The organism is Paraburkholderia nemoris (assembly GCF_905221015.1).
GTDB classification, from domain to species: Bacteria; Pseudomonadota; Gammaproteobacteria; order Burkholderiales; family Burkholderiaceae; genus Paraburkholderia; species Paraburkholderia nemoris.
The window spans coordinates 380,442-394,747 of sequence record NZ_CAJNBO010000001.1; the positions used below are offsets into that span (position 1 = coordinate 380,442).

Annotated in this window: 11 protein-coding genes; 4 read left to right on the plus strand and 7 right to left on the minus strand. The window is 63.2% G+C overall.

Annotated features, from left to right (window positions below; translation table 11 throughout):
• Window positions 1-2 precede the first annotated feature (2 nt).
• Window positions 3-2,006, minus strand: coding sequence for a sigma-54-dependent Fis family transcriptional regulator (locus KHO33_RS01705; RefSeq protein WP_200561886.1), 2,004 nt, complete (start codon window positions 2,004-2,006; stop codon window positions 3-5).
• A 419-nt stretch (window positions 2,007-2,425) separates the two neighbouring features.
• Between KHO33_RS01705 and KHO33_RS01710 the strand changes: the two genes are divergently transcribed.
• Window positions 2,426-2,716 (plus strand): DUF1488 family protein, encoded by a 291-nt coding sequence (locus KHO33_RS01710; protein WP_074287282.1) that lies wholly within the window; start codon window positions 2,426-2,428, stop codon window positions 2,714-2,716.
• Window positions 2,717-2,995: 279 nt separating this feature from the next.
• Here the strand turns inward: KHO33_RS01710 and KHO33_RS01715 are convergent, their stop codons facing one another.
• From KHO33_RS01715 to KHO33_RS01740, 6 genes are all read right to left on the minus strand, one after another.
• On the minus strand, window positions 2,996-3,535 hold the full coding sequence (locus tag KHO33_RS01715) for a cytochrome b (protein WP_054036022.1): 540 nt from the start codon (window positions 3,533-3,535) through the stop codon (window positions 2,996-2,998).
• A 258-nt stretch (window positions 3,536-3,793) separates the two neighbouring features.
• The gene (locus tag KHO33_RS01720) at window positions 3,794-5,095 is read right to left on the minus strand and encodes an NCS2 family permease (RefSeq protein ID WP_200561885.1); all 1,302 of its coding nucleotides are present in this window, start codon (window positions 5,093-5,095) and stop codon (window positions 3,794-3,796) included.
• A 394-nt stretch (window positions 5,096-5,489) separates the two neighbouring features.
• Complete coding sequence (locus tag KHO33_RS01725) at window positions 5,490-5,747, minus strand: DUF4148 domain-containing protein (protein ID WP_054036026.1); 258 nt, start codon at window positions 5,745-5,747, stop codon at window positions 5,490-5,492.
• A gap of 139 nt (window positions 5,748-5,886) precedes the next feature.
• Complete coding sequence (locus KHO33_RS01730; RefSeq protein WP_054036028.1) at window positions 5,887-6,660, minus strand: slipin family protein; 774 nt, start codon at window positions 6,658-6,660, stop codon at window positions 5,887-5,889.
• Window positions 6,657-8,336 (minus strand): NfeD family protein, encoded by a 1,680-nt coding sequence (locus KHO33_RS01735; RefSeq protein WP_054036104.1) that lies wholly within the window; start codon window positions 8,334-8,336, stop codon window positions 6,657-6,659. The genes KHO33_RS01730 and KHO33_RS01735 overlap by 4 nt, the downstream gene beginning before the upstream one ends.
• A gap of 82 nt (window positions 8,337-8,418) precedes the next feature.
• Window positions 8,419-9,474 (minus strand): AraC family transcriptional regulator, encoded by a 1,056-nt coding sequence (locus KHO33_RS01740; RefSeq protein WP_200561884.1) that lies wholly within the window; start codon window positions 9,472-9,474, stop codon window positions 8,419-8,421.
• Between the two features lie 288 nt (window positions 9,475-9,762).
• Here KHO33_RS01740 and KHO33_RS01745 point away from each other — a divergent pair, with 288 nt between their 5' ends.
• From KHO33_RS01745 to KHO33_RS01755, 3 genes are all read left to right on the plus strand, one after another.
• Entirely contained in the window at window positions 9,763-10,896 is a 1,134-nt protein-coding gene (locus KHO33_RS01745) for an acyl-CoA dehydrogenase (protein ID WP_200561883.1), read from the plus strand.
• A 107-nt stretch (window positions 10,897-11,003) separates the two neighbouring features.
• Window positions 11,004-12,695 carry an AMP-binding protein gene (locus tag KHO33_RS01750; protein WP_200561882.1) on the plus strand — a complete coding sequence of 564 codons (1,692 nt, stop codon included), beginning with the start codon at window positions 11,004-11,006 and terminating at the stop codon, window positions 12,693-12,695.
• A gap of 70 nt (window positions 12,696-12,765) precedes the next feature.
• Window positions 12,766-14,283 carry a CoA-acylating methylmalonate-semialdehyde dehydrogenase gene (locus tag KHO33_RS01755; RefSeq protein WP_200561881.1) on the plus strand — a complete coding sequence of 506 codons (1,518 nt, stop codon included), beginning with the start codon at window positions 12,766-12,768 and terminating at the stop codon, window positions 14,281-14,283.
• Window positions 14,284-14,306: the final 23 nt, after the last annotated feature.

Here is a 14,306-nt window from a genome sequence, read left to right on the forward strand (position 1 = left end):
TTTCAATGCGTCGTGTTCCCACGCCGCAAATACCGATACACCGTATTTCGCGCAAGTCCCAACTCGCGAGCCGCCGCCGACACATTACCGTCGAGTCGCGCGAGTGTTTGCGCAATCAATGTGGTCTGCCATTCCTCCATCCGCGCGGGCGACGCATTCGCGGGTTCGGCTGCTGGCATGTCGCGTCCGTTGCTGCCGTCGCCACCATTGCCATTGCCTGACAGCGCCTCGTGCGCCTGGGCGCGGACGTCGACCGCCGAAGCCTCGCAATCCTGCAGAAAATCTTCCGGCAAATCCTCGAGTTCGATCTGCTGCGCGCCTTCGGCCATGATGCTGGCGGTGCGCAGCACGTTGGCCAATTGCCGCAGATTGCCTGGCCAGCGGCATTGCGCAAAGCGCTCCAGCACCTCATCGGACACGCGACGCGGTAACCGCTCGCCATCCGGCTGCATCGCCAGCATGCGCTCGACGAGCGCCGCCAGATCGCTGCGCTCGCGCAGCGCCGGCAAGGTGACAACGAGCCCGTTGATCCGGTAATACAGGTCTTCGCGGAAGGTGCCGGCTTCGATCATCTCGCGCAGGTTGCGGTGAGTTGCGCAGACGATGCGCAGATCGACCGGAATCGCCCGCGTGCCGCCGAGCGGCACGACGGTGCGCTCCTGCAACACGCGCATCAGGCGCACTTGCTGGGCGAGCGGCATGTCGCCGATTTCGTCGAGAAACAGCGTGCCGCCATCGGCCTGCACGATCTTGCCGACGCTGCCGCGTTTCTTCGCGCCGGTGAACGCGCCGTCTTCGTAGCCGAACAACTCCGCCTCGATCAGCGTATCGGGCAACGATGCGCAATTCAGCGCGACGAAGGGCGCAGCCCGTCGCGGCGAATCGTGATGGATCGCGCGGGCGAGCCACTCCTTGCCGGTGCCGGTTTTGCCAAGCACGAGAATGGGAATATCGCGTCCGCGCAGCTTGGCGACTCGTCGCAGGATCGCCGCGACCGTTGCATCGCCGGTATCTAGCGTTTCGAGTGTGGCGAGCGGTGCCGCTTCGCCGGACTGAGCCGCCGCACGCGTGCTGCTGGACGTAGCCGTACGCGCTGCGTCAGCAAAGCCTTCTGATGAACCAACATACCGTGGCGCCGCAAATTCGCCGCGTGCGATCACACGCACGCCGCTGGGCAGCGTCAGCTCGATACTTTCGCCTGGTGCGCGGGCGATCTGCTGCAACACTCTCGCAAAGGTGATCCCGAACAACGCGTCGAACGGTTGTCGTAACAGCTCGCCAAGCGGCTGCCCGAATTGAAACAGTGCGCTGCGATTCGCGGACAGGAACGTGCCGTCCGGCGCGAACGCCGCGAGCCCTTCGTACAGCGTGCCGATAAATTCCACGCGCGCGTGAAAGTGAATGCGAATGGCATCGACGAATTGATTGGAGAACAGATGATTTTCGATCATCTGCGCCGACATCCGCACAAGCGCAAGCGTGTGCTTGTGGAAGCCGCGTGTGTCGCCACTGACGTCGAGCGCGCCGATGGTGCGCCCGAACGGATCGGCGATGGGCGCGCACGAACAGGTGAGAATCCGGTTCGCATGGAGGAAGTGCTCGCCGGCATGCACGACAGTCGGCTGCCCGTCGATCAGGGCGGTGCCGATCGCATTCGTGCCTCGATCCGCTTCGGCCCATGACACGCCCGGACACAACGCGACGCGATTGGCTTTTTCGACAAAGTCGCTGTCACCGAGACTGTGGAGAATCACGCCGTGATTGTCGGTGAGCAGCACCATGCTTTGCGTGTCGACGATCTGCGCGTGCAGCGTCTCCATGACGGGGAGCGCGTGGGTATAGAGCGACTGATTGCGTTCTAGCAGTTCACGCAGGGCGGGGCGGCGCAGCGGATGGAAGTCCGGCGTTTCCGACGCTCGCAGGCCGACCTCGAGCGAGCGGGCATGAGCTTGCGCGATGACGTCTGGCCGACCAACGGTGGGCGGCGTGGCAGAACGATGGCTCAAAGCATGTCTCCGGTTATCGGATCCGGCGGGTGCGTTGCCCGCCGTTGCGTTCCGCAGTGCAACATACGCGTCTGCGGTCGAACACCGATATTACAGGACGAAACAGAACCCAGGCGAAAGCCGCGCAGCATGAATAAAACCGCGTCATGCGGCAGAGGAAAAGTGCCTCAAAAGACCACGTCAGGCACCAAAATCAAGCAAACGAAAAGGAAAACTTGCGCAGCGGCCGAACTCGTCTACAGTGAATCAAATCACCTCCGCGGGGCGCGAAGTAAGGCGCTTGCGAAACTATGAGGTGACGGACCCGCGCCACCAGCATTCGAAAAGGGGGACACGCGCTGCAGGTGCGACCAGTCTTAACCAGCGTGCGCAGTACCAATCGACCCATGCGCAGCACCCAACCTTTCAGGTGAACTCCCATGCAGATCCTATTCCCGAACGAAACTCCTGAATATTCAGGTCGCGAACTTACCTTGGCGTTCCCGGCGATGGTTGATGGGCAAAGGGTGGAGTGCATGATCACGGCCGAGGCCCTGGAAGATCACTTCGGCGCCGCGTCGCCGCGTCTGGAGGACATGGTTGACGCATTCGACGCACACCGGGCCCGGATCGAAGCGGCCACACGTCGCCTGCTATCGGAAACGCGGGCGCAATGTCTGGTGCTGAGAAGCGGCTACGTGCGCTTCTATGAAGCGAACTGGCGGAACTGAGCGAATCCGCGCCTGACCGGCGTCAGCCCGGAAAAGAGCGCGGAAGTTAGCCCAGGATTCAGCCAAAAAGTAAGCCCAACGAGCGGGCAGAGCAGGAAAGCAGAACCAGCCGCGCAAGAGCAACACGAGACGCAAACCCAAGCGCGGCGTCCACAACTCAACGGCTACACAACTGGCCGCGGCCATTCGCGCCGCCCAGATCTGTACTCGTGCGGCCGTAAGTTCCAGACACTGCGAACGCAAGGGCCAATGCCGCAAGCGCTGAAGACCCGAAACCGATCAAACCATCCGCCGCAGCGTCCGATCCTTGAACACCACGTGATGCGCAATCGCCGCAAGCGCGTGTAATCCGATCACCCAGTAAAACGCATTGCCGAGCCACTCATGCGCGGTCTTGAGCAATGGCCGCGCAAGCGGATCCGCGCCGACCAACGTGAAGCTGAAGTTGACCCAGGCGAGCGTGACCGGATGCCCGCCGGTGTTGATCATCAGCATGCCTAGCAGCGGCTGGGCGAAGATAAAGACGTACAGGGCGAGATGCGCGGCCCGCGCCAGAAAGGCGAGCAGGCGATTGCCCGTGATTTCCGCAGGCGCGCCGGCCCACAGACGCCATAGCACGCGCAGGACCGCCAGTCCCAGCACGAGGGTGCCGGCCCAGAAATGCACGCTGCTCCAGAAGACCCGGCTGTCGGAGCCTTTCGGTCCGCGGATTTCGATTGCCAGATAAGCCAGCGCGATCAGCAGAAAGATCGCCCAGTGGAAAAAGATGGCGGGCGACGTATAGCGGTCCGTGGCGCGGCTGTGACTGTAAGAGGACATGCAGGGGACTCCCGTGACCGGTTCGTTGGTTTTTATCAATCGTCAGATGATAAAGGGTGCCCGACCAGAACGGGCCCCTCAATAAAATGATTGTTGATCCAGACCGAACCGTGACCGGACACAGCGACGATGCCGCAGTGCTGTCAGTCAGGCTGCGACGCGTTGCGCGGCGCAGCATCGAGCATCGTCATGCCACGCCGTGTCAGGTGTTGTCCTGCGCTTTCACTCGCGTGCCTTCACGTCAATTGCCGCCGCAGCTTATTCGCGGCCGAGGTAGAAATACCGGAACAGGAAAATCGCCGCGATGATCCACACCACCAGTTTCACTTTGCGCGCCTGTCCGGTCAGCAGTTTCAGACCGGCATACGAGATGAAACCGAACGCCACGCCATTGGCGATCGAGTAGGTGAACGGCATCAACAATGCGGTCAGGGCGGCCGGCACGACTTCGGTGGCGTCGTCCCACGGCAGATCGAGCATTTCGCGCAGCATCAGGCAGGACACGTACAACAGAGCCGGCGCCGTCGCGTAGCCGGGCACCACGCCCGCCAGCGGCGCAAAAAACAGCGCCGCGAGGAACAGCACGGCGACGGTGATTGCGGTCACGCCCGTGCGGCCGCCAGCCTGCACGCCCGACGCGCTTTCGATATACGCCGTGGTCGACGAGGTGCCCAGCATCGAGCCGGCCAGAATCGCCGTGCTGTCGGCGAGCAGCGCGCGGTTCAGCCGGAACATCTTGCCCTCGACCAGCAGCCCGGCGCGATTGGCCACGCCCATCAGCGTGCCGGTCGCGTCGAACAGTTCGACGAGGAAGAACACCAGGATCACGTTCAGCACGCCGCCGGAAAGCGCGCCGCGAATGTCGAGCTGGAACAGCGTCGGTGCAATCGATGGCGGCGCGGAAACGATGCCGTGAAACTGATTGCCGCCGAAGAAAAAGCTCAGCACCGTCACGCCGACAATGCCGATCAGGATCGCGCCGCGCACCCGCAGATAGTCGAGCGTGACGATCGCGAAGAAGCCGATCACCGCGAGGATCACGTGCGGGTTATGCAGATCGCCGAGCGTGACGAGCGTGGCCGGATTGCCGACCACCACGCCGGCCGATTTCAGAGAAATGATCGCGAGAAAGAGGCCAATACCGCCGGTGATGGCAATGCGTATGGAATGCGGAATCCCGTTGACGATCACCTCGCGCACGCGAAACAGCGTGACGATCATGAACAGGCAGCCGGAGATGAACACCGCGCCGAGCGCGGCTTGCCACGTGAAGCCCATGCCTTTCACGACGGTGTACGCGAAGTACGCATTCAGGCCCATGCCCGGCGCGAGCGCGATCGGGTAGTTGGCGTAGAGACCCATGATCAGCGAGGCCAGCGCGGCCACGATACAGGTCGCGACGAACACCGCGTCCTTCGGCATGCCGGCATCGCCGAGAATCGCCGGGTTGACGAAGATGATGTAGGCCATCGTCAGGAAGGTGGTCAGCCCAGCGAGCACTTCGGTGCGCAGGTTGGTGCCGGCGGCTTCGAAGCCGAAGTATCGTTTTATGGAGTCCATGAGGCGGGTCTCTCGTTGTTCAAAAGCGTTTCTTGTGGTTGATACGGGCAATGCGTCGCGAATAAGCGGGCGACTCTGCCGTCCGACACGGCACCGATGCACTACGCGGCGAAGCGTACGGCCGGATTGTAGTCATGATTGGCCGTGACGCACCGGTTTGCGTGAGTTTGCGTGACTGTGGGCTGTGCCAAAGGGGCGAGATGATACCTTGCCAGCGCGCGGGGCGGTGCGGCAAGCGAATTTACGATGTTGCGACGGGAAACGGTGGGCTTGCGGGGACGTGAGGGCAGGCAGTTCATGCAGGGACGTGCGTGGCATCCAAGGCCGGCGCCGCCAATGACCTTTGCAGTCGCGAGCAGCCCGGCCTGCCGCTTCAAGGCCAGGACGAGACGGATTACTGCGTCATGCTCCCACCCATCTGCTGTGCTCGTCGTGCGGCGACGATGCGGCCCGCGCGTTGCGCGTTGTCCGGATAGTCGATCCAGTCGAGCGGATCGTAGCCGGCGGCGCGCCAGTCGGCCAGATCGGCCTTCACCTGGGCGCGCGTGAGCGGCGCCGACGGATCGTAAGGCCGCGAGGTCTGCGCAAATGCGCTGCTCATACTCACGGCGGCTAACAGCGCGCCGAGTCCAACGAGAGAAACGATTTTCATGATTGGCTCCTATGGAGCGGTTAAAGACGACCCTTAAATTTTAAATTTCATGGGTATTCCGATTAAGTCGATTGAAGACAATGCACCATTTCACCCCGTGATCCAAAGCGGGCTAAAGTGAAGCGGCGCGTCCCCCGGTTCAGGAGGCCGACGGCTTGCTGAAGCGATCCAGCACCGCACTCAGCAGATCGATCGGCAGTGGGAAAACGATCGTCGAATTCTTGTCGGCGGCGATCGTCGTGAGGGTTTGCAGGTAACGCAACTGCATCGCCTGCGGTTGTTTCGACAGCGTCTGCGCTGCCTCCAGCAGATGCTGCGAGGCCTGCAATTCGCCTTCCGCGTGAATCACCTTGGCGCGCCGTTCGCGCTCGGCTTCGGCCTGACGGGCGATCGCGCGGATCATCGTTTCGTTGATGTCCACATGCTTGATCTCGACGATCGCTACCTTTATGCCCCACGCGTCGGTTTGTGCATCGAGCACCTTCTGGATATCGGCGTTCAGTTGCTCGCGAGCCGCCAGCAGGTCATCGAGTTCATGCTTGCCGAGCACCGCGCGCAGCGTGGTTTGCGATAACTGGCTGGTTGCCTCGAAATAACGCGCGACCTGGATCACCGCCTTTTCCGGATCGACGACGCGGAAATACACCACCGCGTTGACCTTCACCGAGACGTTGTCGCGCGTAATCACGTCTTGCGGCGGCACGTCGAACACGACGGTGCGCAGATCCATGCGCACGACCTGCTGCACGATCGGGATGATCAGCACGAGCCCCGGTCCCTTGACCTTCCAGAAGCGCCCGAGCATGAACACCACACCGCGTTCGTACTCGCGAAAAATCCGTATCGATGAAGCAATCAGCGCGGCCACCAGCAGAATCAGAATGCTGCTGAAGCCGAATGTGAAACCGATCATGAGCGTTCTCCTTGTTGTTGTGCTTCCGCGGGCACCACGGTCAGCGTCAGTCCGCGGCGCGCGGTGACGCGCACTGCGTGACCGGCCGCGACCGGGGCCGTGCTGGACACCCGCCAGCGTTCACCATGTACCTGAGCCCAGCCGGCCAGCATGCCGCCTGCTGCCGCGTCTGCTGTTGCGCTCCCCGGCAGCGGACCACCGTCCGGCGACAGGCCGCCGTCGAGCACGACGCCGAGGCTGCCGATCAGCGCTTCCGAGCCCGTCACCACCGGCCGGCGGCGCGCCCGCAGGGCGAGCCTCGACACGCCGAATACGAACGCGACGCTGAACACCGTCACGGCCGCGATCAGGGGTAGCGGTATGCCGTAACCGGGCACGTCGGTATCGATCAGCATCAACGCGCCGATCACGAACGCGACTACGCCGCCGAAGCCGAGCGAGCCGAAGGTCGGCAAAAACGCCTCACCGATCAGGAATGCGATGCCGAGAAAGATCAGGCCGAGTCCGACGTAATTGACGGGCAGCATCTGCATCGCGAAGAGTCCCATCAGCAGACTGATTGCGCCGACTACACCCGGCAGCACGAAGCCGGGATTGGCGAACTCGAAGAAGAGGCCGTACATGCCGATCATCAGAAGAACCAGCGCAACGTTCGGGTCGGTGATGACCGCGAGAAACTGGCTGCGCCAGTCGGCTTCGAGCGTGACTACAGGTGCGTTGGCGGTGCTGAGTTTGACGTCGCCGTGGCTGGTGTTGATCGTGCGGCCGTCCACCTGGCGTAGCAGGTCGGGAATGTCGCGCGCATTCAGATCGACCACGTGTTGCGCGAGCGCTTCGCTGGCTGACAGGCTGACGGCTTCGCGTACCGCCCGCTCGGCCCAGTCGGCGTTGCGTCCCCGCATTTGCGCGAGGCCGCGGATGTAGGCGGCCGCGTCGTGGACCTGCTTGCGCAGTTCGGTGGATTGTGTGTCGAGCGGGAGGGCGGCGCCGGAAGCGCTGGCGGAATTGCCTGCGTTCGCCGCCGGGGTCGCTGAGCTTGCAGAATTCGCTGGTGACGCTGGATTCGCCGAATCTCCCGAGGCTTGCGTTCCGGGCCCGTTCTTTGGCGCGCCAGCACCGCCTCCAGTGCCGGGCAAACCGGGCATTCCGCCGCCGCCCGCAGGCGGCTCCGCGCCCCCGATACCCATCTGAATCGGTGTAGCCGCGCCGAGATTGGTGCCCGGCGCCATCGCCGCGATATGGCTGGCGTAGACGATATAAGTACCGGCGCTTGCCGCTCGCGCGCCACTCGGGGCGATAAAGGTGGCGACCGGCACTGGCGAGCCGAGGATCGCCTTGATGATCTGCCGCATCGACGTATCCAGTCCGCCGGGCGTATCGAGTTGCAGCACGGCGAGTTGCGCGCGTTCGTCGGCGGCGCGCTGCAGGCTGCGCACGATGAAATCCGCGCTGGCCGGACTGATCGCGCCGTTCACCGGGATCACGACAACGCTATTCGGCGCGACGGCGGCCTCGGCGACCCCCACCCGCGGCGCGTTTTCGCACAATGCAAACCCGAGCGCCAACAGTACGCCGAACGCGGTCATGCCGCGCATCAACCGGCCCACGACTCCGCCACGGATAAGCGCAAAGCGCGGACCAGACTGCCGGAACGGGAGGCGCGGATACGTGCTCATCGCTGACGGCTGCCGCGCCATGCCGACGGGTATCGGCCGGCGCGGGCCGATACCCCAAAAAGGCTGGCCTGCTCCTTACAGCTTAGTCCGATTCCGCGCGGCGCGTGAAATCCGCGCGCGCCGGCCGGTAGTCGGTCGGCCGCATTCCGGTCCACTTGCGAAACGCGCGATGAAATGCGCTCGGTTCGGCAAAACCCACGGCGGTGGCGATGTCGGCGATCGTGCGATCGGTGTCCTGCAGTTCGCCGATTGCGATGTCGCGCCGCAAGTCGTCCTTGATCGACTGATAGGTATAGCCTTCCTGTTTCAAACGCCGCCGCATCGTCGCTTCGGCGACGTGCAGGCGCAGCGCCATCTGGTCGGCGGCCGGCCAGCCGGCCATCGGCAGCGCGCGCAGCATCTTGCGCACGCGCGCCGCAAGCGAGCCGGGATTGCGGTATTTGACGATGAAGCTGCCGGGTGCATCGCGCAGGAACGGCTTGACCGACTTCGTGGTCTGGATCACCGGCAGCTCGAGAAACGCCGGTGACAGATCGACGTACGACCCGGTTTGATCGAACGCCATGTCGTCGCAGAACATCAGACGGTATTCATGCGCGGCGGGCGGTTCGGCGCAGCGAAAGCGCGCCTCGATCAGCGGAATGCGCCGCCCGACCAGCCAGCACAGCAGGCCATAAACCACGATGAAGTAGGTCGCATAAGCGAACATGGCCGGCGGCCTCGCGCCTTCGCGTTCGACAAACCGCAAGCGCACGCGCTGCGCATCCGTTTCGATCTGTGCGCCGAGATCGTCCAGCACGAGCCGCATGAAGCCGACCGCCCGCGCGAGCGCCTGCGCGCCGTTGCGCGCGCTCAGCGCTGTCTGCGTCATTGCGATGAAGCTGCCGCTCTTCATGCGGTGCGAGTCCTGGCCGAAGAACTCGTCGTCCAGCGCGCGGGCGATGCCGGCCCACAGCGCGCCGTACTGCGTCGACGAGACCCGGCTTTTCGGCGACGCCAGCATGGTTGCCGCGATGCCCGCGGCTTCGGCGAGCGGCAGCGCCTCGAACCCGCGCGCTCGCGCGAGCGTCAAGGCCTCCTCGACGAGACTGACCGAAATCGTGCCCTTGTCGTCCCTGGCGTTTTTCAGGTTTTTCATGGTTATCTGGCAAATGCGCTCAACATTTTCCTTCGGGCGATTCGCTAAGCCTTTGAAAATGCGGCTGGAATCAGGTTTGCATGATACCGGTATGGCAAATGCGCTCAATCAGAATGATCGGGCTGAGCATCGAACCTGTCCAGTAGCTTCCCTACACTTGGCCTGAACCCATCGCGGGACGCCTCGCCCCGGAGACACCACGGCGAGATCGGTCATCCCCCGCGATAAGTCGCAAATGACGAGCAGCGCCTCGTCGCTGCGACGCGATGCACACAACAGGATCGAGCCATGGATAGCTTCTACACCGAGGAACAGCGGATGATCCGCGACGCCGCCCGCGACTTCGCCACCGAACGTCTCGCGCCCTACGCCGGACAGTGGGATCGCGACGCGAAACTGCCCTCCGAAGTCGTGACGCAAATGGGTGAGCTGGGTTTTCTCGGGATGATCGTGCCGTCCGAGTGGGGTGGTTCCTATACGGACTACGTGGCGTACGCGCTTGCCCTCGAGGAAATCGCCGCGGGCTGCGCGGCCTGCGCCACGCTGATGAGCGTGCACAACTCGGTCGGCTGCGGGCCGATCCTGAACTTCGGCACGGACGCGCAAAAAGACCGCTATCTGCAAGACCTCGCCGCTGGCCGCCGCATCGGCGCGTTCTGCCTGACCGAGCCGCAAGCGGGCTCCGAGGCGAACAATCTGCGCACCCGTGCGGTGCTGCGCGACGGCAAATGGATTCTCAACGGCAACAAGCAGTTCGTGACCAACGGGGCGCGCGCCAACATTGCGATCGTGTTTGCCGTCACCGATCCCGACCGCGGCAAACGCGGCCTGTCGGCCTTTATCGTGCCGACGGATACGCCGGGCTTCAACGTCGGCAAGCCCGAGCATAAGCTCGGGATTCGCGCCTCGGACACCTGCCCGATCTCGCTCGACGATTGCGCGGTGCCCGAAGCCAATCTGCTCGGCGAACCGGGCGAAGGCCTGCGCATCGCGTTGTCGAATCTCGAGGGCGGGCGCATCGGTATTGCGGCGCAGGCGGTCGGCATCGCGCGGGCCGCATTCGATGCCGCGCGCCTCTACGCGAACGAACGCGTGCAGTTCGGCAAGGCGCTGAAGGACCACCAGACCATCGCCAACATGCTCGCCGATATGGCGACCCGCCTGAACGCCGCACGTCTGCTCGTGCACCACGCGGCGCGTCTGCGCACGGAGGGCAAACCGTGTTTGTCCGAGGCGTCGCAGGCCAAGCTGTTTGCGTCGGAGCTGGCCGAAGAGATCTGTTCGAATGCGATCCAGATTCACGGCGGCTACGGCTATCTCGAGGACTATGCGGTGGAACGTCACTATCGCGACGCCCGCATCACGCAGATTTACGAAGGAACCAGCGAAGTGCAGCGGATGGTTATCGCGCGGCATGTTTAAACGCAAGTTAGACGGCGTTTGAGTGCAAAATAACCTGCCGCTCATGCAAATGCACAGGCAAAAATCAGAGCGCATACCGCGCCACCAGCATGGAATTGGAGACGACGATGACTGCAGCGAAGGGCTTTCTCGAAGCGCGCGACCTGTTATTGCGCCATCGAACCGACTACGACCGCGCCTACCGCGAATTCGCGTGGCCGACGCCGGGCCAGTTCAACTGGGCGCTCGACTATTTCGACGTGATCGCGCGAGATAACGACAACCCGGCGTTGTGGATCGTGGATGATCCGGCCAGCGACGGCCTGCGCCTCTCCTACGCGCAGATGTCGGAGCGCTCGTCGCGCATGGCGAACTTCCTGCGCGGTCTCGGCGTGGGGCGCGGCGACCGCTTGCTGCTGATGCTGCCGAACCGCGTCGAACTTTGGGACGTGATGCTCGCCGCCATGAAGCTCGGCGCGATCGTGCTGCCGGCCACCACCCAGCTTTCCGCCGACGATGTGCGCGACCGTGTGCAGATCGGCGGCGCGCAGTTCGTGGTGGTCGATAGCGCAGAGCTCGCCAAGTTCGATGCACTCGAGGTGCCGCTCACGCGCATCTCAGTCGGCACGCCGCGCGACGGCTGGATCGATCTTGCCGCGGCCTATGACGCATCGCCGCAATTCACGCCTGACGGCGTCACGCACGCCACCGACCCGATGCTGCTGTACTTCACCTCGGGCACGACCTCGAAGCCGAAGCTGGTCGAGCATACGCATCAGAGTTATCCGATCGGCCATCTGTCGACGATGTACTGGATCGGGCTGCAACCGAACGACATCCATTGGAACATCAGTTCGCCGGGCTGGGCCAAGCACGCGTGGAGCTGCTTCTACGCGCCGTGGAATGCACAGGCCTGTGTCTTCGTTTTCAACTTTCCGCGCTTCGTGCCGAAAGACACGCTCGACGTGCTGGTCCGTTTCAACGTCACCACGCTGTGCGCGCCACCCACTGTATGGCGCATGCTCGTGCAGGAGCATCTCACCGACTATCCGGTGAAGCTGCGCGAGATTGTCGGCGCGGGCGAGCCATTGAATCCGGAGATCATTGAACGCGTCAAGCATGCGTGGGGTATCACGATACGCGACGGTTTCGGCCAGACCGAAACGACCTGCCAGATCGGCAACCCGCCGGGCCAACCGGTTGTGCCGGGTTCGATGGGACGTCCGCTGCCGGGCTACAAAATCGAGCTCCTCGATGCCGACGATCAACCCGTCACCGAAGGCGAAATCTCGTTGCCTCTGGCCGAACGTCCGCTCGGTTTGATGACCGGCTACGCGAACAATGCCAACGCCACGGCGCAAGCCATGCGCAACGGGTTCTATCACACCTCCGACGTCGCATTGCGCCGTGATGACGGCTACTACGTCTACGTCGGCCGCGCCGATGACGTTTTCAAATCCTCCGATTACCGGCTGAGTCCCTTCGAACTCGAAAGCGTGCTGATCGAACACGAAGCGATCGGCGAAGCCGCCGTGGTGCCGAGCGCCGATGCGTTGCGCCTGTCGGTGCCCAAAGCATTCGTCACCGTGCGCCAGGGCTATGAAGCCGGCCCTGAACTCGCGCGCGCGGTCTTCGCGTTCTCGCGCGAAAAACTCGCTCCGTACAAGCGGATTCGCCGCCTGCAGTTCAGCGAGCTACCGAAAACCATCTCCGGCAAGATCCGCCGCGTCGAATTGCGGCGCCGCGAAATGGAGCGCGAAGCCGAACCCGCGCGCCTGCCGGGCGAGTATTGGGAAGAGGACTTCCCGGATCTGCGCTGATTCTGCGTTGATCCTTTTCATTCCACATCACTGTCCGGCCGCCACGCGGCCACTGCACAGGAGTTCCAGCATGAGCGCAACTGCATCGAACAAGGCCGCCACCGTCAAACTGCTGATCAACGGCGAGTTCGTCGAATCCAAAACCACCGAATGGCGCGACATCGTCAACCCGGCTACGCAGGAAGTGCTCGCACGCGTGCCGTTCGCCACCGCCGATGAAGTGAACGAAGCGATCCGCTCCGCGCACGCCGCCTTTGCCACCTGGAAGAACACACCGATCGGCGCGCGCATGCGCATCATGCTGAAGTTCCAGGCGCTGATTCGCGAGCATTCGCCGCGCATCGCAAAGACTTTGAGCGCGGAGCAGGGCAAGACGATTCCCGATGCGGAAGGCGATATCTTCCGCGGGCTCGAAGTGGTCGAGCATGCCTGCTCGATCGGCACCTTGCAGCAGGGTGAATTCGCCGAGAACGTGGCGGGTGGCGTGGACACTTACACGTTGCGTCAGCCGATCGGCGTATGCGCCGGCATCACGCCGTTCAATTTCCCCGCGATGATCCCCTTGTGGATGTTCCCGATGGCGATCGTCTGTGGCAATACGTTTGTGCTGAAGCCTTCCGAGCAGGATCCGCTGTCGACGATGCAACTCGTCGAACTGGCGCTCGAAGCCGGTGTGCCGAAGGGCGTGCTGAATGTCGTGCATGGTGGCAAGGACGTGGTCGACGCGCTCTGCACGCACGATCTGGTGAAGGCGATTTCTTTCGTCGGCTCGACCGCGGTCGGCACGCACGTTTATCGCCTCGGCAGCGAACACGGCAAGCGCGTGCAATCGATGATGGGCGCAAAGAATCACGCGGTGGTGCTGCCCGATGCGAATCGCGAGCAGACCTTGAATGCGCTGGCAGGCGCGGGGTTTGGCGCAGCGGGACAGCGTTGCATGGCGACCTCGGTGGTCGTGCTGGTCGGCGCGGCGCAGCAATGGCTGCCCGATCTGGTCGCGAAGGCAAAGACGCTGAAAGTCAACGCGGGGAATGAGCCGGGTACGGACGTCGGCCCGGTCGTCTCACGCGCCGCGAAGCAACGTATTCTCGGCCTGATCGAAACAGGCGTGAAAGAGGGTGCGACGCTGGCGCTTGATGGCCGCGATGTGAAGGTGCCGGGCTACGAGCAAGGCAACTTCATCGGCCCGACGGTCTTCACGGACGTCACCACGGAGATGGAGATCTACCGTCAGGAAATCTTCGGCCCGGTGCTGGTGGTGTTGAATGCCGCCACGCTCGATGATGCGATCGCGCTCGTCAACAGCAATCCGTTCGGCAACGGCGTGGGTCTTTTCACGCAAAGCGGCGCGGCGGCGCGCAAGTTCCAGAGCGAGATCGATATCGGTCAGGTCGGCATCAACATTCCGATTCCGGTGCCCGTGCCGTTCTTCAGTTTCACCGGCTCGCGCGGCTCGAAACTCGGTGACCTCGGGCCGTACGGCAAGCAGGTTGTGCAGTTCTACACGCAGACCAAGACGGTTACCGCCCGCTGGTTCGACGACGATACCGTCAACGACGGCGTCAACACGACCATCAGCCTGCGCTGAGCCATTCAGTCTATTGGAGAGAC